The sequence below is a fragment of the Pseudomonas frederiksbergensis genome (assembly GCF_003732665.1).
GTDB lineage: Bacteria > Pseudomonadota > Gammaproteobacteria > Pseudomonadales > Pseudomonadaceae > Aquipseudomonas > Aquipseudomonas frederiksbergensis_G.
In genome coordinates this window covers 84,222-107,017 of the sequence record NZ_MOBP01000006.1, presented here as the reverse complement: position 1 = coordinate 107,017, position 22,796 = coordinate 84,222, and the positions used below count along the sequence as shown (strand labels likewise).

20 protein-coding genes and 3 tRNA genes are annotated in these 22,796 nt (G+C 57.6%); 2 read left to right on the top strand and 21 right to left on the bottom strand.

Features of this window, described 5'->3' with window-relative positions:
• Nucleotides 1–101 precede the first annotated feature (101 nt).
• Nucleotides 102–407 carry a DUF6388 family protein gene (locus BK665_RS10355; RefSeq protein WP_123405163.1) on the bottom strand — a complete coding sequence of 102 codons (306 nt, stop codon included), beginning with the start codon at nt 405–407 and terminating at the stop codon, nt 102–104.
• A gap of 317 nt (nt 408–724) precedes the next feature.
• Here BK665_RS10355 and BK665_RS10350 point away from each other — a divergent pair, with 317 nt between their 5' ends.
• Complete coding sequence (locus BK665_RS10350) at nt 725–1,273, top strand: hypothetical protein (RefSeq protein WP_123405161.1); 549 nt, start codon at nt 725–727, stop codon at nt 1,271–1,273.
• Between the two features lie 9 nt (nt 1,274–1,282).
• Here the strand turns inward: BK665_RS10350 and BK665_RS10345 are convergent.
• The 16 genes from BK665_RS10345 to rlmE form a co-directional block, all read right to left on the bottom strand.
• Nucleotides 1,283–1,358, bottom strand: a tRNA-Thr gene (locus BK665_RS10345).
• Between the two features lie 133 nt (nt 1,359–1,491).
• Nucleotides 1,492–3,597: a polyribonucleotide nucleotidyltransferase gene (gene pnp / locus BK665_RS10340; protein WP_046045794.1), complete on the bottom strand. Its 2,106-nt coding sequence runs from the start codon at nt 3,595–3,597 to the stop codon at nt 1,492–1,494.
• Nucleotides 3,598–3,791: 194 nt separating this feature from the next.
• Entirely contained in the window at nt 3,792–4,061 is a 270-nt protein-coding gene (gene rpsO, locus BK665_RS10335; RefSeq protein WP_003176135.1) for a 30S ribosomal protein S15, read from the bottom strand.
• Nucleotides 4,062–4,203: 142 nt separating this feature from the next.
• The gene (truB, locus tag BK665_RS10330; RefSeq protein WP_123405159.1) at nt 4,204–5,121 is read right to left on the bottom strand and encodes a tRNA pseudouridine(55) synthase TruB; all 918 of its coding nucleotides are present in this window, start codon (nt 5,119–5,121) and stop codon (nt 4,204–4,206) included.
• A gap of 3 nt (nt 5,122–5,124) precedes the next feature.
• Nucleotides 5,125–5,526, bottom strand: a complete 402-nt coding sequence (rbfA, locus tag BK665_RS10325) for a 30S ribosome-binding factor RbfA (RefSeq protein ID WP_007942872.1) — start codon at nt 5,524–5,526, stop codon at nt 5,125–5,127.
• 159 nt (nt 5,527–5,685) lie between these two features.
• Entirely contained in the window at nt 5,686–8,211 is a 2,526-nt protein-coding gene (infB, locus tag BK665_RS10320) for a translation initiation factor IF-2 (RefSeq protein ID WP_123405157.1), read from the bottom strand.
• A 27-nt stretch (nt 8,212–8,238) separates the two neighbouring features.
• The gene (gene nusA / locus BK665_RS10315) at nt 8,239–9,720 is read right to left on the bottom strand and encodes a transcription termination factor NusA (protein ID WP_008024459.1); all 1,482 of its coding nucleotides are present in this window, start codon (nt 9,718–9,720) and stop codon (nt 8,239–8,241) included.
• Nucleotides 9,721–9,767: 47 nt separating this feature from the next.
• The gene (gene rimP / locus BK665_RS10310) at nt 9,768–10,226 is read right to left on the bottom strand and encodes a ribosome maturation factor RimP (protein ID WP_149657639.1); all 459 of its coding nucleotides are present in this window, start codon (nt 10,224–10,226) and stop codon (nt 9,768–9,770) included.
• Nucleotides 10,227–10,364: 138 nt separating this feature from the next.
• Nucleotides 10,365–10,441: transfer RNA gene (locus BK665_RS10305), tRNA-Met, on the bottom strand.
• Nucleotides 10,442–10,537: 96 nt separating this feature from the next.
• Nucleotides 10,538–10,623: transfer RNA gene (locus BK665_RS10300), tRNA-Leu, on the bottom strand.
• A gap of 22 nt (nt 10,624–10,645) precedes the next feature.
• Entirely contained in the window at nt 10,646–11,029 is a 384-nt protein-coding gene (gene secG, locus BK665_RS10295) for a preprotein translocase subunit SecG (RefSeq protein ID WP_017336473.1), read from the bottom strand.
• A gap of 4 nt (nt 11,030–11,033) precedes the next feature.
• The gene (tpiA, locus tag BK665_RS10290; RefSeq protein ID WP_123405153.1) at nt 11,034–11,789 is read right to left on the bottom strand and encodes a triose-phosphate isomerase; all 756 of its coding nucleotides are present in this window, start codon (nt 11,787–11,789) and stop codon (nt 11,034–11,036) included.
• 66 nt (nt 11,790–11,855) lie between these two features.
• On the bottom strand, nt 11,856–13,193 hold the full coding sequence (gene glmM, locus BK665_RS10285; protein WP_123405151.1) for a phosphoglucosamine mutase: 1,338 nt from the start codon (nt 13,191–13,193) through the stop codon (nt 11,856–11,858).
• A 16-nt stretch (nt 13,194–13,209) separates the two neighbouring features.
• Nucleotides 13,210–14,061, bottom strand: a complete 852-nt coding sequence (gene folP, locus BK665_RS10280) for a dihydropteroate synthase (RefSeq protein WP_123405149.1) — start codon at nt 14,059–14,061, stop codon at nt 13,210–13,212.
• A gap of 8 nt (nt 14,062–14,069) precedes the next feature.
• A complete protein-coding gene (gene ftsH, locus BK665_RS10275) occupies nt 14,070–15,983 on the bottom strand; it encodes an ATP-dependent zinc metalloprotease FtsH (RefSeq protein ID WP_054050044.1) in 1,914 nt (637 codons plus the stop codon).
• Between the two features lie 202 nt (nt 15,984–16,185).
• Nucleotides 16,186–16,815, bottom strand: a complete 630-nt coding sequence (rlmE, locus tag BK665_RS10270) for a 23S rRNA (uridine(2552)-2'-O)-methyltransferase RlmE (protein WP_123405147.1) — start codon at nt 16,813–16,815, stop codon at nt 16,186–16,188.
• 105 nt (nt 16,816–16,920) lie between these two features.
• Here rlmE and BK665_RS10265 point away from each other — a divergent pair, with 105 nt between their 5' ends.
• Nucleotides 16,921–17,229 carry a YhbY family RNA-binding protein gene (locus BK665_RS10265; protein WP_123405145.1) on the top strand — a complete coding sequence of 103 codons (309 nt, stop codon included), beginning with the start codon at nt 16,921–16,923 and terminating at the stop codon, nt 17,227–17,229.
• A 9-nt stretch (nt 17,230–17,238) separates the two neighbouring features.
• Here BK665_RS10265 and BK665_RS10260 read toward each other — a convergent pair whose 3' ends face one another.
• The 4 genes from BK665_RS10260 to carA form a co-directional block, all read right to left on the bottom strand.
• Nucleotides 17,239–17,643 carry an MFS transporter gene (locus BK665_RS10260; protein ID WP_123405143.1) on the bottom strand — a complete coding sequence of 135 codons (405 nt, stop codon included), beginning with the start codon at nt 17,641–17,643 and terminating at the stop codon, nt 17,239–17,241.
• Nucleotides 17,644–17,671: 28 nt separating this feature from the next.
• Nucleotides 17,672–18,148: a transcription elongation factor GreA gene (greA, locus tag BK665_RS10255; protein WP_123405141.1), complete on the bottom strand. Its 477-nt coding sequence runs from the start codon at nt 18,146–18,148 to the stop codon at nt 17,672–17,674.
• Entirely contained in the window at nt 18,145–21,366 is a 3,222-nt protein-coding gene (carB, locus tag BK665_RS10250) for a carbamoyl-phosphate synthase large subunit (protein ID WP_123405139.1), read from the bottom strand. The genes greA and carB overlap by 4 nt, the downstream gene beginning before the upstream one ends.
• 118 nt (nt 21,367–21,484) lie before the next feature.
• Nucleotides 21,485–22,621, bottom strand: a complete 1,137-nt coding sequence (gene carA / locus BK665_RS10245) for a glutamine-hydrolyzing carbamoyl-phosphate synthase small subunit (protein WP_123405137.1) — start codon at nt 22,619–22,621, stop codon at nt 21,485–21,487.
• Nucleotides 22,622–22,796 lie beyond the last annotated feature (175 nt).

Sequence of the window (22,796 nt, the reverse complement as noted above, 5' to 3'; positions counted from 1 at the left end):
ATGTGGGAGCGGGCTTGCTCGCGAAAGCGGTGTGTCAGTCAACATCAATGTCGACTGACCGATCGCATTCGCGAGCAAGCCCGCTCCCACAGGTGTTTGTGTCAGACCACCAGATTATTCATCTCGCAGTACTCTTCCCACTCGACGCCCAACACTTCGGCCGCCTCCTTGTGCAGAACCAGGCGCGCCGCCTCGAACTCTTCCGGAGTCGATGTGTACTTGAGCGTCAGCTCCCAAGGCTGCAAGCCCTGGGATTCCGCTTCATCCTCGAACGCCCACTGGATCTGGTCTTTCTGATCATCGGCGGGCAGGTCCTTGATCTCGCTGGCTAGCTGGGGCGAATCCAGCAAGTACTTTTTTAGCGCTTCTTCGTGTCTGGCTTCTTGGGTCAATTCTTTAACGGTCATGGGGTTCTCGCTGATCTTAGGAATGGAAGATGGATCTGGATCATCAAGGATCTCTCTGACGCAAAAAACCGTGTAACGCCCGGTTTATCTGGCCTTCAGAACCATTCGGGATCATCTGAAAACTGCTTCGGTGGTGCTCATGCAAGTTCCGAATATAGGACCTTTGGCCGACGATTTATATGCATGTTTACATCAAATCTACAAAAAAACGGCTGCCATCACTGACCACGCTTATTTTGTGCGGCCCTCAGGAACATGTTTCAGAAGCTGAAGTCATAGCGATGTGCCATATAGGCACTTCACAAGGAATTCAGGTGATGCGCAATTTCCCAAAGCTTTCGTCTACCCTGTTTGCAACCGGCATGGCCGCCCTCCTGCTCGGTAACCTGGCACTGGCCAGTACGGCTCAAGCTATCGAGCTCAGCTCCGACAACCCATCGTTTAACGACACGCTCACTGCCACCCACACTTCCTATGGCAAGACCGTACTGGTCAAAACCAATCTGGAAATCAGCGAGCTGGAAAAGTTACAAGGCACGGTTAAAACCAATACGGCTGAAATCGACAAACTGAAGACCACCATCAGCGATCAAGCGCGCCTCATCGAAGAACTCAGACGCAATACCGGCACCAGCTCCGGCTCCAGCAGCAATGAAATATCCAGCCTCAAGCGTATCGTCGAGGAACAGGATAAAGACCTGAAGAAACTCGCCAGCCAGGTGGAAGACCTCAAGCGCAGCGCCGGGTCGAGTTCCAGCTCAAGCTCCAGCGACCTGTCCAACCTGAAGCGGGAAGTCAGCGACCAGGACAATCAACTCGACCAGCTCAAACGCACGGTCGAAGACTTGAGCCGAAAAGTGAAGTAACAGCGGCAATGGTGCCCGAGACAGGAGTCGAACCTGCGACCTTCGCGTTACGAGTGCGCTGCTCTACCAACTGAGCTACACGGGCGGTGAGCTAAACCTAGCACAGCTTTCGCGAGGCGCAACCGCAAGTCCGTTTCGGTCTACAGCAGACAAAAAAGGCCCCGCAGTTTTCACTGTGGGGCCTTTTTTATAACGTTGAAGCAATCAAGCGAGGGTGATTAAACGCCCGACGCCTTGGCTGCTGCTACGTCTTTGATGGACAGCTTGATACGGCCGCGGTTGTCCACGTCCAGTACCAGAACTTCCACTTCCTGGCCTTCTTTCAGGATGTCGGTCACTTTCTCAACGCGAGCGTCGCTCAACATGGAGATGTGAACCAGACCGTCCTTGCCAGGCAGGATGTTGACGAATGCGCCGAAGTCGACGATGCGCTCAACCTTACCGACGTAGATCTTGCCGATTTCAGCTTCTGCGGTGATGCCCAGAACGCGCTGACGTGCTGCTTCAGCCGCTTCCTTGGTTTCGCCGAAGATCTTGATCGAGCCATCGTCTTCGATGTCGATCGAAGCCTTGGTCTCTTCACAGATCGCACGAATGGTCGCGCCGCCTTTACCGATGACATCACGGATTTTGTCGGTGTCGATTTTCATCGCGATCATGGTCGGAGCATTTTCCGACAGCTCGGTGCGGGACTGACCAATGATCTGGTTCATCTGACCGAGGATGTTCAGGCGCGCTTCCAGGGCTTGGCCCAGAGCGATTTCCATGATTTCTTCGGTGATGCCTTTGATCTTGATGTCCATCTGCAGCGCGGTAACACCTTTGGCAGTACCGGCTACTTTGAAGTCCATGTCGCCGAGGTGGTCTTCGTCACCCAGGATGTCGGTCAGGATGGCGAACTTCTCGCCTTCTTTAACCAGACCCATGGCGATACCGGCAACCGGTGCCTTCATCGGAACGCCAGCGTCCATCAGGGCCAGGGAAGCGCCGCAGACCGAAGCCATGGAGCTCGAACCGTTGGACTCGGTGATTTCCGACACAACACGGATGGTGTACGGGAACACGTCGGCAGCCGGCAGCATGGCTGCAATCGAACGACGGGCCAGACGGCCGTGACCGATTTCGCGACGACCAGCGCCACCCATGCGGCCACACTCGCCTACCGAGAACGGAGGGAAGTTGTAGTGCAGCATGAACGGGTCTTTTTTCTCGCCTTCCAGGGTGTCCAGCAGTTGTGCGTCACGGGCGGTGCCCAGTGTTGCAACGACCAGAGCCTGGGTTTCGCCACGGGTGAACAGAGCCGAACCGTGGGTCTTGGGCAGAACACCGACTTCGATGTTCAGAGGGCGTACGGTCTTGGTGTCGCGACCGTCGATACGTGGCTTGCCGTTTACGATGTTTTCGCGAACGGTGCGGTATTCGATTTCGCCGAATGCTGCTTTGACTTCGCTGGAAGAAGGCTGGCCTTCTTCACCGGACAGCTTGGCAACTACCTGGTCTTTCAACTCACCCAGGCGAGCGTAACGGTCGGCCTTGATGGTGATGGTGTAAGCCTGGGAGATCGCGTCGCCGAACTCGGCACGGATAGCGCCCAGCAGAGCGGTGGCTTCTGGCTGTGGAGTCCAGGTCCAGGTTGGCTTGGCAGCTTCAGCGGCCAGTTCTTTAACGGCGTTGATCACAACCTGGAACTCGTCGTGAGCAAACAGTACCGCGCCCAGCATCTGGTCTTCAGTCAGCTCTTTGGCTTCCGATTCAACCATCAACACGGCTTCCGACGTACCGGCAACGACCATGTCCAGGCTCGAAGCTTTCTGTTGTTCGTAAGTCGGGTTCAGCAGGTAGCCGGTGCTTTCGTGGAACGCAACGCGTGCACAGCCGATCGGGCCATCGAAAGGAATGCCGGAGATGGCCAGGGCAGCCGAAGTACCGATCATCGCAGCGATGTCCGGATCGGTTTTCTTGCTGGTGGAAACGACGGTGCAGACAACCTGCACTTCGTTCATGAAGCCTTCTGGGAACAGCGGACGGATCGGACGGTCGATCAGTCGGGAAGTCAGGGTTTCTTTCTCGGAAGGACGGCCTTCACGCTTGAAGAAACCGCCAGGGATCTTACCGGCAGCGTAAGTCTTTTCCTGGTAGTGAACGGACAGAGGGAAGAAGCCCTTGCCTGGATCGGCTTGCTTGGCACCAACGACAGTCACCAATACGCTGACGTCGTCGTCAACAGTGACCAATACTGCGCCGGAGGCCTGACGGGCGATACGGCCAGTCTCGAGGGTAACGGTCGACTGACCGAACTGGAATTTTTTGATTACCGGGTTCACGGTGTCCTACCTTCTTTGTGGCTCTTGGGGAACTTGTCTTCTTGCGAAATTCTTGGGCAATGTCGGGAATCGGCCCAACGCCTGTCCAGGGTAAAACGTGTATCCAGATAAAACTTGAGGCTGGGAGCCTGCCATGTACCGGCGGGAAACCCGCTGGCACACAGCAAACAACCAACCTCTAGCGCAATCGCTTATTAGCGACGCAGACCCAGGCGACCGATCAGAGCCTGGTAACGGCCCAGATCCTTGCCTTTCAGGTAGTCCAGCAGCTTACGACGCTGGTTTACCATGCGGATCAGACCACGACGGGAGTGGTGATCTTTACCGTTGGCCTTGAAGTGACCTTGCAGCTTGTTGATGTTGTGGGTCAGCAGTGCAACTTGCACTTCTGGCGAACCAGTGTCACCAACAGCTTGCTGGTAGTCAGCTACGATTTGAGCTTTTTCTTGAACGTCGAGAGCCATGAGGCAATCCTTTTATCAGGAAACTGTTTCAGAGAAACAGCTTCAACAGGCCAGGGACAAATCCCTGTATCTAAAAATGAGTAGTGACCATGCCTGCTAACAGCCACCCTCGCCAACCTGCTGTTACACAGGCTGGTTTCGGTCATTCCGACCGAATCAATCGACGGGGCGCGATGCGCCCGTCTTCGCTCACTTCACCGATACCGATGAAGCGACCGTTGTGATCCTGTACCCGTACCATGCCGAACTTCGGTGCATCCGGGGCTCGTACCGGTTGGCCGTTGAGCCAGTAGAACGAGCTGTGCTCCGAGAACTGCAACAGCGGCCAATCCAGCAAGCCGCTGTCCGATGGCATCAGGAAGCGATCGACCGCTTCGTTGCCGCCTTCGGCATGTACCGCTTCCAACTCTTCAAGCGTGACCGTCTGTGCCAGCGTGAAAGGCCCGGCCTGGGTACGTCGCAGTTCTGCAACGTAAGCGCCACAACCGAGTTGCTCACCGATATCCTCCACCAGAGTGCGGATATAGGTGCCTTTGCTGCAATCCACCGCAAGCCGCGCAGTATCACCCTCAAAGGCCAGCAATTCCAAGCGCGCAATAGTAACAGAACGCGGTTCGCGCTCCACTACTTCGCCCGCACGGGCCAACTTGTACAGCGGCTGGCCATCACGCTTGAGCGCCGAGTACATCGGCGGTATCTGACTGATTTGCCCGCGAAAACCGGGTAAAACAGCTTCGACATCGGCGCGACCAACGGTCACCGGGCGCTCCTGCAAAACCTCACCCTCGGCATCCGCCGTGGTAGTGGTCTTGCCCAGTTGCGCCAGAGTTTCATAGGCCTTGTCGGAATCGAGCAGGTACTGCGAGAACTTGGTGGCTTCACCGAAGCACAACGGCAATACGCCGGTGGCCAGCGGATCGAGACTGCCGGTGTGCCCGGCCTTCTCGGCGTTCAGCAACCAGCGGACCTTCTGCAACGCCGCGTTGGAGGTGAACCCCAGCGGCTTGTCGAGCAGGATGATGCCGCTGACGTTACGACGGATACGTTTGACCTGAGCCACCGATTACTCCTTGGCGTCTTCGGGTTCAGCCGCGACCGGGTGCTGATTGTCTTCAGCCACCGCACGCTCGATCAGGGCCGACAGGTGCGCGCCACGCACGACGCTTTCGTCGTAGTGGAAGTGCAACTGCGGAACGCTGCGCAACTTCATTTCACGCGCCAACTGCATGCGCAGGAAACCGGCGGCGGAGTTGAGCACCTTGATGCTTTGCGCGATGTCTTCAGCGTTGTCCTGGCCCATCACGGTGATGAAGATCTTGGCGTGACCAACGTCACGGCTGACTTCAACAGCGGTAATGGTGACCAGGCCGACGCGCGGATCTTTGACTTCACGACGGATCAGCTGTGCCAGCTCACGCTGCATCTGATCGCCGATACGTTGGGTACGGCTGTATTCTTTTGCCATGTCTTGTTACCTGTTACTGCCTCACGGTGAAACCCGTGGGGTCTGAAAGCGGCAAACGCCCGGCCTGACAAAAGCCAGACCGGGCGTTGCGTTTAGAGTCCTGACGCCGTGCCGCGCATTTGCATGCGGCGGCTCGCCGTGGCCCTTGAAGTGCGCGAGTTAGAGGCTGCGAGCAACCTGAACCTTCTCGTAAACTTCGATCTTGTCGCCAGGCTTGACGTCGTTGTAGCTCTTGACGCCGATACCGCATTCCATGCCGGCACGTACTTCGGAAGCGTCATCCTTGAAGCGGCGCAGGGATTCCAGCTCGCCTTCGAAGATAACGATGTCTTCACGCAGTACACGGATTGGACGGTTACGGTGAACAACACCTTCGATAACCATGCAACCGGCGATCGCGCCAAACTTCGGCGAACGGAACACGTCACGCACTTCAGCGATACCCAGGATGTTCTCGCGAACATCGCTGCCCAGCATACCGGTCAGGGCTTTCTTGACGTCTTCGATGATGTCGTAGATCACGTTGTAGTAACGCATATCCAGGCCTTCCTGCTCGACGATCTTGCGAGCGCCAGCATCGGCACGCACGTTGAAGCCAAACAGTACAGCGTTGGAGGCCAGTGCCAGGTTAGCGTCGGACTCGGTGATACCACCGACGCCGCCACCCACAACACGCACTTGCACTTCGTCGTTACCCAGGCCGTTCAAGGCACCGTTCAACGCTTCCAGCGAACCACGGACGTCGGATTTGAGGACGATGTTAAGCGTCTTCTTCTCTGCCTGGCCCATGTTTTCGAAGATGTTTTCCAGCTTGCCGGCGTGAGCACGGGCCAGCTTGACTTCGCGGAACTTGCCTTGACGGAACAGAGCCACTTCACGGGCTTTCTTCTCGTCCGACAGCACGCTCATCTCATCGCCAGCGTCCGGAGTACCGTCCAGGCCGAGGATCTCGACAGGGATGGAAGGACCGGCTTCTTTGATTGGCTTGCCGTTCTCGTCGAGCATGGCACGTACACGGCCGTAGTTCGAACCGACCAGGACCATGTCGCCTTGGCGCAAAGTACCGTCTTGAACCAGAACGGTTGCAACCGGGCCACGACCTTTGTCGAGACGCGATTCAACCACGACACCACGACCTGGGGCCGATGGAGTCGCTTTCAGTTCCAGAACTTCGGCTTGCAGCAGAACAGCTTCGAGCAACTCGTCCACGCCAGTACCGACTTTCGCCGAAACCGATACGAACGGGGTGTCGCCGCCCCACTCTTCCGAAGTCACGCCGTGAACCGACAGTTCGCTACGGATGCGATCGAGATCAGCGCCCGGCTTGTCGATTTTGTTCACGGCAACGACCAGAGGAACACCGGCAGCCTTGGCATGCTGGACCGCTTCAATGGTCTGCGGCATTACGCCGTCGTCCGCTGCAACGACCAGGATCACGATGTCAGTCGCCTTGGCACCACGAGCACGCATTGCGGTAAACGCAGCGTGACCCGGGGTATCGAGGAACGTGACCATGCCGCGATCAGTTTCAACGTGGTACGCACCGATGTGCTGGGTGATACCGCCGGCTTCGCCAGCAGCTACCTTGGCACGACGGATGTAGTCGAGCAGCGAGGTTTTACCGTGGTCAACGTGGCCCATTACGGTCACAACCGGTGCACGGGAGAACGTCTCACCTTCAAACTTCAGGGACTCGGCCAGGGAATCTTCCAGGGCGGTGTCGCTGACCAGGGTCACTTTGTGGCCCAGTTCTTCGGCTACCAGCTGAGCAGTTTCCTGATCAAGCACCTGGTTGATGGTCGCTGGAGTACCCAGTTTGAACATGAACTTGATGATTTCAGCAGCCTTGACCGACATCTGATTGGCGAGATCGCCAACAGTGATGGTCTCGCCAATCTGCACATCACGCACGACAGGGCCGGTTGGGCTCTGGAAACCGTGAGCGTTGCGTTTCTTCAGCTTGGCCTTGCCGCGACCACCACGACGGAAGCCATCGCTTTCTTCGTCGGTAGTGCGTGGCGCAACACGTGGAGCAGGCGCTTTCTCTTTGACCGAAGCACGATGCGGAGCGTTTTTGCGCTCGCCATCGCCACCGCCGCTGCGACGATTGTTATCGTCGGCACGTGGCTTGTCCGGACGACGCTGGTCGTTCGGCTTACGGTCGGCAGAAGGAGCCGGTGCAGCAGCCACAACCGGCGCGCTTTCGCGAACTGGCTCGGCAACCGCAGCAGGCGCTGCGACAGCATCGTTAGTAGCGTTTTGCGCAGTAGCAGGCTGGCGACGCGCTTCTTCTTCGGCGCGACGCTTGGCTTCTTCTTCAGCCTTTTGACGAGCAGCATTTTCTACTGCACGACGTTCTTCCAGTTCGCGTTTGCGCTCGGCTTCGATTTCTTCCGGGCTGCGTTGTACGAAAACTTTCTTTTTACGGACTTCAACACTGATGCTTTTGCTGCCAGCAACACGCAGGGTGCTGGTGGTTTTACGCTGCAGTGTAATCTTGCGTGGTTCTTCCACTTTCGCCTTGTGGCTGCTTTTCAAGTGAGTCAGCAAAGATTGCTTCTCACTGTCAGTCACATGTTCTTCGGCGGCGGTGTGCGGCAGACCTGCCTCACGCATCTGCTGCAACAGGCGCTCTACCGGTGTTTTGACCTCATCGGCCAGTTGTTTCACCGTGACTTGCGTCATGCACTTCTCTCCTCAGGCCGCGCCTAATTACTCGAACCAGTGGGCTCGGGCGGCCATGATCAACTTGCCGGCACGATCATCGTCAATGCCGTCGATGTCGAGCAGGTCGTCAATAGACTGCTCGGCCAGGTCTTCGCGGGTAATTACGCCGCGCACCGCCAGTTCCATCGCCAAATCCTTGTCCATACCCTCAAGCGAGAGCAGGTCTTCGGCCGGATGGGCGTCTGCCAGCTTTTCCTCAGTAGCGATGGCTTTGGTCAACAAACGATCCTTGGCGCGAGCGCGAAGCTCGTTGACGGTTTCTTCGTCAAAGCCGTCGATGTTGAGCATTTCTTCCAACGGTACGTAGGCAATCTCTTCCAGGCTGGTGAAGCCTTCATCTACCAGCACCTGTGCGAGGTCTTCGTCGACTTCCAGCTCGTCGATGAAGTTGCGCAGGATGTCGCCGGTTTCTGCTTGCTGCTTAGCCTGGATGTCCGATTCGGTCATCACGTTCAGGGTCCAGCCAGTCAACTGGCTAGCCAGACGTACGTTCTGACCACCGCGACCGATGGCCTGAGCCAGATTGTCTGCGCCAACGGCGATGTCCATTGCATGGGCATCTTCGTCAACGATAATTGCCGCCACTTCAGCCGGCGACATTGCATTGATCACGAACTGAGCCGGGTTATCGTCCCACAGGACGATGTCCACACGCTCGCCGCCCAACTCGCCCGACACTGCCTGGACGCGCGAACCGCGCATACCGATGCAAGCGCCTTGCGGATCAATACGTTTGTCCTTGGAGCGGACCGCGATCTTGGCGCGCGAACCCGGGTCACGGGACGCAGCCATTACTTCGATCAGGCCTTCAGCGATTTCCGGCACTTCGATGCGGAACAACTCGATCAGCATTTCCGGCGCGGTACGCGACAGGATCAGCTGCGGGCCGCGGTTCTCGGTGCGGATTTCCTTAAGCAGCGCACGCAGACGCACGCCGACACGGAAGGTTTCGCGAGAGATGATGTCTTCACGAGCCAGCAACGCTTCAGCGTTGTTGCCCAGGTCGACGATCACGTTGTCGCGGGTTACTTTCTTCACGGTGCCGGAGATGATTTCACCCAGGCGTTCGCGGTAGGCGTCAACGACTTGCGCGCGCTCTGCTTCACGAACTTTCTGCACGATGACCTGCTTGGCAGTCTGTGCAGCAATACGGCCGAACTCGATGGATTCGATCTTTTCTTCGACTACGTCACCGACCTGAGCACCAGGATGCGTTTCTGCAACCTTGCTCGGCCAGGTTTCGATAGCCGGATCGTCCAGATCTGCTTCTTCGACGACCGTCCAGCGACGGAATGTCTCATAAGCACCGGTGTGGCGATTGATTTCCACACGCAGATCGACTTCGTCCTCAAAACGTTTTTTGGTAGCAGTGGCCAGAGCCAGCTCCAGCGCTTCAAAAATTACGTTTGCCGGTACGCCCTTTTCATTGGATACCGACTCAACAACCAGCAGTACTTCTTTGCTCATCGTACGCCTCGCCTTTCGCAAGCCATTGGATCCGCGGGATCCGCGTCTCAGTCAAAACTGGGAATAATGTTGGCCTTGTCGACCATATCGATCGGCAACAGGAACTCATGGTCTTCTACCTGCACCACGACGTCCTGCTCTTCTACACCGCGCAGAAGGCCCTGAAAGTTGCGTCGGCCTTCAAAAGGCGAGCGCAGCTTGATCTTCACTTGTTCACCGGCAAATTTTGCAAACTGCTCAAGAGTGAACAGTGGGCGTTCCATGCCAGGCGAGGAAACTTCAAGGGTGTACTCAACGGCGATCGGATCTTCAACATCCAGGACACCGCTGATCTGGCGGCTGACGATGGCACAATCGTCCACCAGCACGCCGCCTTCTTTATCGATATAAACGCGCAACATTGAGTGGCGACCTTGAGCCGAAAACTCAATACCCCAGCATTCATAGCCTAGGGCCACGACCACCGGGGCCAGCAAGGCCTGCAACTCTTCTAGCTTGCTCGACACCTGAACCCCCTCGTGCATGTATGTGCATGCTATGCAAAATAAAAAAATGGGCGAAACGCCCATCCTTGAAACGCCGTCGAACAGCGGCGTTGAAAGTGTCCAGCTAACAAAAAGCCCCTTAAAAGGGGCTCCTTAAACTGGTTGCGGGGGCCGGATTTGAACCGACGACCTTCGGGTTATGAGCCCGACGAGCTACCAGACTGCTCCACCCCGCGACAAAGCTGGGGCGGAAGTATACGACCGATCCCTGACAGGGTCAATGTAACCTTCCACCTACAAGAAAGCCCGCAACAGCGGGCTCTCCTGATAATTGGTACCGAGAAGGGGACTCGAACCCCTACACCCTATGGGCACAACCACCTCAAGGTTGCGTGTCTACCAATTCCACCACCTCGGCAATACTACGTTTGAAACCCTTCTTACTTTTGCTCTTGAGCTGGAGGCACGTCAGTCGCTGGAGTAGCCGACTTTTGCTCTTGAAGCACCGGTACATCATCAGAAGCCGGTTGTTGCTTTGGAACTTCCAACACTGCTGGGTTTGGCAAACCTACTTGAGTCAGCTGGTGAGCTTTCTCTTTAGCAAAGTAACCTAACCCTAAGCTGGTTATGAAGAAACCTGCGGCAAGTATAGCAGTAAACTTACTAAGAAAGGTAGAGGAACCTTGGCTTCCGAACACAGTATTTGAAGCACCTGCTCCGAAAGACGCGCCAGCATCCGCACCTTTACCCTGCTGCAGCAATACCAGAGCAACTACGCCCAATGCGCCCAGCAGATGAAAAACGACTACGACTGTTTCCAGCATTTTTTCAGTTTCCCGCGGCGCGACAAATCGCACCGAACTCATCTGCATTCAGGGAAGCCCCACCAATGAGCCCCCCATCGATATCCGGCATGCCGAACAGTTCGACCGCATTGGCCGCCTTCACGCTGCCGCCGTATAGAAGCCGCACACCTTGTGCGACCTCAGAATTCTCTGCCGCCAACTGAGCGCGAATGGCTGCGTGCACATCCTGCGCCTGTTGCGGCGAAGCAGTCAGTCCAGTGCCAATGGCCCAGACCGGCTCGTAAGCGATTACTGCGTTTGCAAAAACACCGACACCCAGCTTCTCGATGACGCTGCCCAGCTGATGCCCGACAACCTCAAGCGTTTTACCGGCTTCGCGCTGCTCAAGGGTTTCCCCTATGCACAACACCGGGATCAAGCCACTTGCCTGTGCTGCTGCGAACTTGCGAATGAGTGTTTCGTCATTCTCGCCGATGATCTGGCGACGTTCTGAGTGACCCACGAGTACCAGTGAGCAACCCTCTTCAGCCAGCTGACTCGGCGCAACTTCACCGGTCAACGCACCTTGCTTGGATTCCACCGCAGCGTTCTGCGCGCCGACCTTGATCGACTTGCCTTCCAGACCATCAATCACTTGATTGATATGCAGGAAAGACGGAAATACCGCTACATCAACACCGCTCGGCAAGGCCAGGTTACCCAGGCCCTTGATCAGCTCAGCGACGCTGGCGCGGGTACCGTGCATCTTCCAGTTACCAGCTACCATAGGGCGACGCATGCTGTACCTCGTCGATCAAAGTGGGCGCAGATGTTACCCAACACAATCATGGCTGGCAAGCCGAATTCAGGCAGAAACTTCAGTAACCAGTTTTGCCAGCTCTTCGGCGTAACCCCGAACCTGTGTTTCGTCCTCGCCTTCGACCATAACCCGCACCAGCGGCTCCGTCCCCGACTTGCGCAACAGCACACGACCGCGACCGGCCATGGCCTGGGTAACGCGCTCGCTGGCTTCCTTGACCGACGGATGATCGAGAGGGCTCGCCCCGCCACCGAAACGGACGTTGATCAGCACCTGCGGGCACTTACGCAGCGCCTGGCGGGCCTGAGCCAACCCTTCGGAACGAGTCTTCAGCGCCATCAACACCTGCAACGCGGCGATGATCGCATCACCGGTGGTGGTGTGGTTGAAGCAGACAATATGCCCCGAGTTCTCACCACCTACCAGCCAGTTGCGCTCCAGCAGGTCAGCGATCACATAACGGTCGCCGACATTGGCGCGCACAAAAGGAATCGCCAGGTCAGCCAGGGCTAACTCCAACCCCAGGTTGCTCATCAATGTGCCGACTACGCCGCCCTGCAACTTGTCGCGCTCATGCAGATCGCGAGCAATGATGAACAGCAGCTCGTCACCATCGACGATAGCGCCCGTATGATCGACCATCAGGACCCGATCGCCATCACCGTCGAAGGCAATACCCAGATCCGCATGCTCAGCCAGCACGGCAGCCTGCAACTGGCCCATATGGGTCGACCCGCAATTGTCGTTGATGTTCAGGCCGTTCGGCTGGGCAGAAAGCACAACCACCTCGGCACCCAACTCTCGGAACACGCTAGGCGCCACCTTGTAGGTCGCGCCATGGGCACAGTCGATCACGATTTTCAGGCCGGAGAAGCTGGTGCCCGTCGGAACGCTGCTTTTGCAGAATTCAATATAACGACCAGACGCGTCGTTGATGCGCGACACTTTGCCGATTTTGCTCGACTCAACCACAGTCATCGGGGTATCGAGCAACTCTTCGATCATCAGCTCGACTTCATCCGGGAGCTTGGTGCCCTTTCCGGAGAAAAACTTGATGCCGTTGTCATCGTGAGGATTGTGCGAAGCACTGATCACGATACCGGCTTCGGCATGGAACGTGCGCGTCAGGTAGGCAATGGCCGGAGTCGGCATCGGCCCCAGCAGCATCACGTCAGCACCCGCGGACGTGAGACCGGCTTCCAGCGCCGACTCGAACATGTACCCGGAGATACGCGTATCTTTGCCCACCAGCACCTTACAAGCACCCATTTTGCGGAACGCCATACCCGCAGCCCAACCGAGCTTGAGCATGAAGTCCGGGGTGATCGGATATTCGCCGACCCGACCACGAATGCCGTCGGTCCCAAAATATTTCTTAGTCATAAGCGCTCCGTCATTCTTATTCGGCTGATTCCACTGCGGCGATCATCCGCACCACATCAACTGTTTCGGCCACATCGTGGACGCGCAATATACGCGCCCCTTTGACCGACGCCAGTGCTGCGAGCGCCAGACCGCCAAAAAGGCGCTCTCCAACCGGACGACTCAATGCCTGCCCTATCATGCTCTTTCGCGAAACCCCAACCAACAGGGGCCGCCCCAAGGCATGCAGGGCTTCCATATGTTTGAATAAGCTTAGATTGTGCTGCAGGGTTTTCGCGAATCCGAAACCTGGATCAAGAATTATCCGCTCAGCCGGAATACCCACGGCAGCACATTGCGCCATGCGCTCGGCGAGAAACTCGCCAACCTCTTTCGTTACGTCCTGATACTGCGGATTGGCCTGCATGTCACCCGGCTCGCCGAGCATGTGCATCAGGCACACGGGCAAACCGGTGGCTGCCGCCGCATCCAGGGCGCCATCACGCCGCAAGGAGCGCACATCGTTGATCAACCCAGCCCCGAGGCGCGCCGTTTCACGCATAACTGACGGCGTGGAGGTATCAACCGAGATGATCACATCCAGCTCGCGATTGATGCGCTCGACAATCGGCGCAACACGCTCCAGCTCTTCAAGGGGTGAAACCGCCCTGGCACCAGGCCGGGTCGACTCGCCACCGACATCAATCAGCGTCGCCCCCGCCAACACCATCGCTTCGGCGTGACGCAATGCTGCATCAAGCTGGCTGTATCGGCCGCCATCAGAAAAGGAGTCAGGGGTGACATTGAGAATGCCCATGACATGCGTATGGGCCAAATCAAGAACCCGGTTGCCGCAAGGCAACCGGGTCAGGGACTGAACAGAAGTCATTTCAAACCTTAAACGTCAGCAGCCGGACCGCCAATCGGTGTTTCCGGACGCGGATCCTGCGCCACCGGAGGTGTTCCGGAAGTACCGGCGCCACCGCCCGACCAGTCACGAGGCTCGCGAGGCGTACGACCCGCCATGATGTCGTCGATCTGATCAGCGTCGATCGTTTCGTACTTCATCAAGGCATCTGCCATGGCGTCGAGCTTGTCACGGTTGTCCGTGAGGATCTGCTTGGCCGTGCCGTAGCACTGGTCAATGATGCTGCGTACTTCGGAGTCGATCAGCTTGGCCGTCTCACCAGAGAAGCTTGCACTCTGACCGCCGCCGCCACGACCGAGGAACACTTCGCCCTCTTCTTCAGCGTACATCAACGGACCGAGCTTTTCCGACAGGCCCCACTTGGTCACCATATTCCGTGCAATCTGGCTGGCACGCATGATGTCGTTGGAAGCACCGGTGGTCACACCGTCGAAGCCGAGGGTCATTTCTTCAGCGATACGGCCGCCGTACAGCGAGCAGATCTGACTGATCAGTGCACGCTTGGACAGGCTGTAGCGATCTTCTTCCGGCAGGAACATGGTCACACCCAGCGCACGACCACGCGGAATGATCGACACCTTGTAAACCGGATCATGCTCAGGCACGACGCGACCGACGATAGCGTGGCCAGCCTCGTGGTAAGCGGTGTTCTGCTTCTCTTTCTCGGACATGACCATCGACTTGCGCTCGGCGCCCATCATGATCTTGTCTTTAGCCAGCTCGAATTCTTTCATCTCGACGATGCGCTTGCCGGTACGGGCAGCGAACAACGACGCTTCGTTCACCAGGTTGGCCAGGTCGGCGCCGGAGAAGCCAGGAGTACCACGAGCGATCACGGCCGGGGCGACGTCGTCACCCATTGGCACTTTGCGCATGTGGACTTTGAGAATCTGTTCACGACCACGGATGTCCGGCAAGCCGACCACAACCTGACGGTCGAAACGACCCGGACGCAGCAACGCAGGGTCCAGTACATCCGGACGGTTGGTCGCGGCAATGACGATGATGCCGTCATTCATTTCGAAACCATCCATCTCTACCAGCAACTGGTTGAGAGTCTGCTCGCGCTCGTCGTGACCACCGCCCATGCCGGCGCCACGGTGGCGACCGACGGCGTCGATTTCATCGATGAAGATAATGCATGGCGCGTGCTTCTTGGCCTGCTCGAACATATCGCGAACACGACTGGCACCGACACCGACGAACATTTCGACGAAATCAGAACCGGAAATGGTGAAGAACGGCACCTTGGCTTCGCCGGCAATCGCCTTGGCCAGCAAGGTTTTACCAGTACCCGGAGGACCGACCATCAGTACGCCGCGAGGAATGCGGCCACCCAGGCGCTGGAACTTGCCCGGATCACGCAGGAACTCGACCAGCTCACCGACTTCTTCCTTGGCTTCGTCGCAACCGGCAACGTCACCCAGGGTGGTTTTCACCTGATCTTCGGAGAGCAGGCGTGCCTTACTCTTGCCGAAGCTCATCGGTCCGCCCTTGCCACCAGCACCGCCCTGCATCTGCCGCATGAAGAACATGAAGACGGCGATGATCACCAGGATCGGGAAGCTTGCGACCAGGAGCTGAGTCCAGATGCTTTGCTGTTCAGGCTGCTTGCCTTCGACTACGACGTGGTTATCCACCAGGTCGCCGATCAGGCCATTGTCCTGGATTGCCGGACGAATGGTCTTGAAGCTGTCGCCATCGTTGCGCTTGCCGGTAATCACGTAGCCGTCTACAGCTACGCGCTCGACCTTGCCATCCTTGACCTGCTGGATGAAGTCGGAATAGTTGAGGGTCTGCGGCTCGTTAGGGCTGGAGAAGTTGTTCATCACCGTCACGAGGACAGCCGCGATGATCAACCACAGGATCAGATTCTTTGCCATATCGTTCAATTAACTACCCTCTGAAGCAAGCTCCGCTAATGGCGCGCGCTTCGCATGATATTCACCGGCCTAACTTACTACATTACCTACGACTCTGGCAGGCGCCGTCTGTAACCCTTTGTGAAACACTTTCTACACAATATTCGCTAATGCTCACGGGGCGAAATACGAAAATCCTATCGACCCGCAAAAAAACCTCGATTTACTCACTACGGCTGCGGTAGCCCCAAGCCAGCATGTATTGCTCGCGGGAACTGCCACGGGAAGAGTCCGGCTTGATCATCTGGACCTTGTCGAATTTCTGACGAGCGTCCTTCACGTAAGCATCAAACCCTTCGCCCTGAAACACCTTGATCACGAAATTACCGCCCGGTTTGAGTATCCGGGCCGCCAGATCAAGAGCCAGCTCACATAAAAACATGGCTTTCGGCATATCCACTTCAGGCGTACCACTCATATTGGGGGCCATATCGGAAATCACAAGGTCCACCTGCGAATTACCCACGGCTTCAAGGATCTGAGCGAGCACTTCGTCCTCGGTGAAGTCACCCTGGATGAAAGTCACGTCCGGAATGCTGTCCATTTCCAGGATGTCCGAGGCGATCAGACGCCCCTGACCACCGATCAGCCGACTAGTGACCTGCGACCAGCCGCCGGGCGCCGCTCCCAGGTCGACAACGCTCATACCCGGACGGATCAGTTTGTATTTCTCCTGGACCTCCAGAAGCTTGTAACTCGCACGCGAGCGGTAACCATCCTTCTGCGCCTGCTTCACATAGGGATCATTGACATGTCTTTGCAGCCACTTAAGGCTTGTCTTGGAACGGGCCACTGGCCACCTCGAAAATAAAACGGGTCGTGATTAAGTGGGCGGTCCCGGACTCGCTCGGGTAAACTGGCCGCCGCTTTTTACAAGATCAGACACAGGGGTCAGATTATGCCGCTCAAACCAGAGCAGAAGAAACAATACAAATCCATTGGCCACCATCTGAAACCAGTTTTGACTGTGGCTGACAACGGTTTGACTGAAGGTGTGTTAGCCGAACTTGAACGCGCTTTGGCGGATCACGAGCTGATTAAAATCAAGCTCAACATCCTCGATCGCGAATCCCGCCTGGCGACCATTGCAGAAATTTGCAAGGCCGGCAAAGCGGACCTGGTTCAGGTCATCGGCAAGATGGCATTGATTTACCGCAAGAACTTCAGCGTCAACAAGCAGCTGTCGAACGTTCATCGCTTCGCGTGATGGCAAGGGTCAAGGGTGTGCTTCGCGCACCCTGCCACTCCATCCAGGCACTGGTTGTAACACCAGCACCAGCCCGGAAAAGCCCAGGACAAGATAGCTGAACGTCTCCCAGCGCACCGCTTGCGGCCAGCCGAAGCGCACGACGAAAAACATTGCGCACGCATACAACGCCATCATCAGCAGTTGCCCGCGAATGTCCCGCCATAGACTGGCAAGGCCCTCGGCCTGAACCAGCACCAAAGCCTGAAAAATCACACACGCCGTGGCGAAACCCACCATCAGCGCATTCAGCATGCCTTCTATTTCGTCGATCAGCAGCGGTGCCAGGCCAATCCGGCCCAGCACCGGCAGCAGACCGATGTGCAACAACCACAGGCCGCCAACCCACAACATCTGAGTCAATTGCCAAAGCATGGCGCCCGCACGGAGCGGGCGCCTTCTTTCAGATGTGGCGGACTTCGACAATCTCGTACTCGATAACGCCGCTTGGCGTTTTGACCGCGACCACGTCACCTTCTTCCTTGGCGATCAAGGCGCGAGCCAGTGGCGAACCCACCGAGATCTTGCCCTGTTTGAAGTCAGCCTCGTCCTCACCCACGATGTGGTAAGTGACGGTTTCGTCGGTTTCGACGTTGGCGATTTCAACGGTGGTGCCGAAAATCACTTTACCGGTGTGAGGAATGGTCGTGACGTCGATGATCACCGCATTCTGCATGCGGCCTTCGATGTCACGGATCCGCGCCTCGACCATACCCTGCTGCTCGCGAGCAGCGTGGTATTCGGCGTTTTCCTTCAAATCGCCCAACTCGCGAGCCGTGCCGATGTCCTGGCTGAGCTTCGGACGGACGACCTTGGTCAGGTGAGCGTGTTCTTCTTCCAGGGCTTTGGCGCCCTGGACGGTCATTGGGTATTTGATCATGCCTTCAATCCTGCGTGTAGGTCCTGCAAGCGGCGCACGGTCTTCTCGGGACCGAACTTCAACGCTTCGCAGATAGCTTCGCCAGCAGCAATGGTGGTGGTGCAGTAGATCTTGTGCTGCAGGGCATTACGACGAATGGAGTAGGAATCAGCGATCGACTGACGACCTTCGGTGGTGTTGATGATCAAGGTGACTTCGTCATTCTTGATCATGTCGACCACGTGCGGACGCCCTTCGGTCACCTTGTTCACGCGACGCACTTTCAGACCTGCAGCCTCGATCAGCTTGGCAGTACCGGCAGTGGCGACCACTTCGAAACCCAAGTTGATCAGATCACGGGCCACACCTGCAACCAGTGGCTTATCGTCGTCACGCACGCTGATGAACGCAGTACCGCCGGTCGGCAGCACTTCGCTGGCGCCCATCTGGGCCTTGGCGAACGCTTCGCCGAAGGTGTCACCCACGCCCATCACTTCACCGGTGGACTTCATCTCTGGGCCCAGGATCGGGTCCACGCCAGGGAATTTGGCGAATGGGAACACCGCCTCTTTCACGCTGTAGAAGTTCGGGATGATTTCCTTGGTGAAACCAATTTCCTTCAGGGTTTTACCGGCCATCACGCGAGCCGCGATCATGGCCAGGGAAACACCGATGCACTTGGACACGAACGGTACGGTACGGGAAGCGCGCGGGTTGACTTCGATGACGTAGATGTCTTCGCCTTGCAGCGCCAACTGCACGTTCATCAGGCCGACAACGCCCAGTTCCAGGGCCATTTTCTTGACCTGTTCGCGCATCTCGTCCTGGATGTGGCCAGGCAGCGAGTACGGCGGCAGGGAGCACGCGGAGTCACCGGAGTGAACGCCTGCCTGCTCGATGTGCTGCATGATCGCGCCGATCACCACGTCGGTGCCGTCGCAGACCGCATCCACGTCCATTTCGATGGCGCAGTTGAGGAAGTGGTCGAGCAGCACCGGGCTGTCGTTGGACACTTTCACCGCGTCACGCAGGTAGCGCTTGAGTTCTTCTTCTTCGTAGACGATTTCCATCGCGCGGCCGCCCAGCACGTAGGACGGACGAACCACCAGCGGGTAACCGATCTTGCTTGCAGCACGAATCGCTTCATCTTCGCTGCGCACGGTGGCGTTTGGCGGCTGACGCAGGTTCAGGCGCTCAACCATCTGCTGGAAGCGCTCACGGTCTTCGGCACGGTCGATGGCGTCAGGGCTGGTGCCAATGATCGGCACGCCGGCTTCTTCCAGGGCGCGGGCCAGTTTCAGCGGGGTTTGGCCGCCGTACTGGACGATCACGCCTTTTGGCTTCTCGACGCGGCAGATTTCCAGCACGTCTTCCAGGGTCACTGGTTCGAAGTACAGGCGATCGGAGGTGTCGTAATCAGTCGAAACGGTTTCCGGGTTGCAGTTGACCATGATGGTCTCGTACCCGTCTTCGCGCAGCGCCAGTGCCGCGTGTACGCAGCAGTAGTCGAACTCGATGCCTTGGCCGATACGGTTTGGACCGCCGCCCAGGATCATGATCTTGTCGCGGCCCGACGGCGCGGCTTCGCACTCTTCCTCGTAGGTCGAGTACATGTAGGCGGTGTCGGTGGCGAACTCGGCCGCGCAGGTGTCAACGCGCTTGTAGACCGGGAACACTTCGAGCTTGTGACGATGGCGACGCAGGTTTTTCTCGGTCACACCCAGCAGCTTGGCCAGACGCATGTCGGAGAAGCCCTTGCGCTTGAGCTTGAACATCATGTCGCGGTCGATGCTGGCCAGCCCCAGGGTCTTGACCTTCTCTTCTTCCTTGATCAGATCTTCGATCTGCACCAGGAACCACGGATCGATCATGTTCATGCCGAAGATGTCTTCGACCGACAGGCCGGCGCGGAAGGCGTCAGCCACGTACCAGATACGCTCGGCGCCCGGCACGGTCAGTTCGCGCTTGAGCACGCTCATGCTTTCCGGGTTGCTCAGGTCGAGCTTCTCGTCCAGGCCGCAAACGCCCACTTCCAGACCGCGCAGAGCTTTCTGCAGGGATTCCTGGAAAGTCCGGCCGATGGCCATGACTTCACCGACCGACTTCATTTGAGTGGTCAGGCGTGCGTCGGCTTTCGGGAATTTTTCGAAGGCGAAGCGTGGCAGCTTGGTCACGACGTAGTCGATGGACGGCTCGAAGGACGCAGGCGTAGCGCCGCCGGTGATTTCGTTCTGCAACTCGTCCAGGGTGTAGCCGATCGCCAGCTTGGCAGCGATACGCGCGATCGGGAAACCAGTGGCTTTCGAGGCCAGTGCCGAAGAGCGGGATACACGCGGGTTCATCTCGATCACGACCATACGGCCAGTGTCCGGGCAGATGCCGAACTGGACGTTGGAGCCGCCGGTTTCCACGCCGATCTCACGCAGTACCGCCAGGGAGGCGTTACGCATGATCTGGTATTCCTTGTCCGTCAGTGTCTGTGCTGGCGCAACGGTGATCGAGTCACCGGTGTGCACGCCCATCGGGTCAAAGTTTTCGATGGAGCAGACGATGATGCAGTTGTCCTTCTTATCGCGGACAACCTCCATCTCGTACTCTTTCCAGCCGATCAGGGATTCGTCGATCAGCAGCTCTTTGGTCGGCGACAGGTCCAGACCACGGGCGCAGATTTCCTCGAACTCTTCGCGGTTGTAAGCGATACCACCGCCGGTGCCGCCCATGGTGAAGGACGGACGGATGATGCACGGGAAGCCAAGCTTCTCGAGCACTGCGTTGGCCTCTTCCATGCTGTGAGCGATGCCGGAACGCGGGCAGTCCAGGCCGATGGATTTCATCGCCTTGTCGAAGCGCGAACGGTCTTCAGCCTTGTCGATGGTGTCAGCGTTGGCGCCGATCATCTCTACGCCGAACTTCTCCAGAACGCCTTCGCGCTCCAGATCCAGGGCGCAGTTCAGAGCGGTCTGGCCACCCATGGTTGGCAGCAGCGCGTCCGGACGCTCTTTCTCGATGATCTTGGCAACGGTCTGCCACTTGATCGGCTCGATGTACGTGGCGTCGGCCATGTCCGGGTCGGTCATGATGGTCGCTGGGTTGGAGTTCACCAGGATGACGCGGTAACCCTCCTCGCGCAGGGCTTTACAGGCCTGGGCGCCGGAGTAGTCGAATTCGCAAGCCTGGCCGATCACGATCGGGCCAGCGCCGAGAATCAGGATGCTTTTTATGTCTGTACGTTTTGGCATGGGTTTGTCACTCAAATCCGCAGGTCAGTCGGCAAGCCGTCTTGTTCAATCTGTGAAGCCTTGAGGGGGCCGCCGGTGTCGGGACCACCCTCAAGCTTTGCTGCATCAGTGCCAGCGATTAGCGTCGCTTGGCCATTTCGTTGATGAAGCGATCAAACAGAGGCGCTACGTCGTTCGGGCCAGGGCTGGCTTCAGGGTGACCCTGGAAGCTGAAGGCGCTCTTGTCGGTACGTTCGATCCCTTGCAGGGTGCCGTCGAACAGCGATTTGTGGATCGCCCGGACGTTGGCTGGCAGGGTCGCATCATCTACCGCAAAACCGTGGTTCTGGCTGGTGATCATCACAACGCCGGTGTCCAGGTCCTGGACCGGGTGGTTGGCACCGTGGTGGCCATGACCCATTTTCAGGGTCTTGGCGCCGGAGGCCAGGGCCAGCAGTTGGTGACCGAGGCAGATGCCGAACACCGGGATCTCGGTTTCCAGCACATCCTTGATCGCCTGGATCGCGTAGTCGCAAGGCTCCGGGTCGCCCGGGCCGTTGGACAGGAACACGCCGTCCGGCTTGAGCGCCAACACCTCAGAGGCTGGGGTCTGGGCCGGCACCACGGTCACGCGGCAGCCGCGCTCGACCAGCATGCGCAGGATGTTCAGCTTGACGCCGTAGTCGTAAGCAACGACGTGATACGGCAGCTCGGAGGCGTCGATGGTCGCGTGGCTGTCGGTCTTCAAGTCCCAGACAGTCGAGCGCCACTCGTACTTTTCTTTGGTGCTGACGACTTTCGCCAGATCCATGCCTTTGAGGCCAGGGAAGCCCTGGGCAGCAGCGATGGCGGCTTCTTCGGAGATGTTGTCGCCGGCCATGATGCAGCCGTTCTGCGCGCCCTTTTCACGCAGGATGCGTGTCAGGCGACGGGTGTCGATACCAGCGATTGCCACAACGTTGTTGGCTTTCAGGTAATCGGACAAGGACATCGTGTTACGCCAGTTGCTCGCAACCAGTGGCAGGTCACGGATAACCAGGCCAGCGGACCAGACGCGGTCGGACTCGGCATCTTCCGGCGTGGTGCCGGTGTTGCCGATGTGCGGGTAAGTCAGGGTAACGATCTGTTGGGCGTAGGAAGGATCGGTAAGGATTTCCTGATAGCCGGTCATGGCGGTGTTGAACACCACCTCTCCAACGGTCTGACCGTCGGCTCCAATGGCTTCGCCGCGAAAAATGCTGCCATCAGCAAGGGCGAGTATGGCTGGCTTAGTCAAGAAGACCTCCCGTAAATAAAGCCTGAAAGGGCGATCGCAGGTTGTAAAAAAGCGGAGTGACGTATGGACACGTCACCCCGCTTCTTCACCGAATTATTCTGCGCGCTTTTAGTGGACACACTAAAGCTGTAGCTTACAGAAAAAGGCATTTTTGGTCTACCGCCAATGAGCCTGA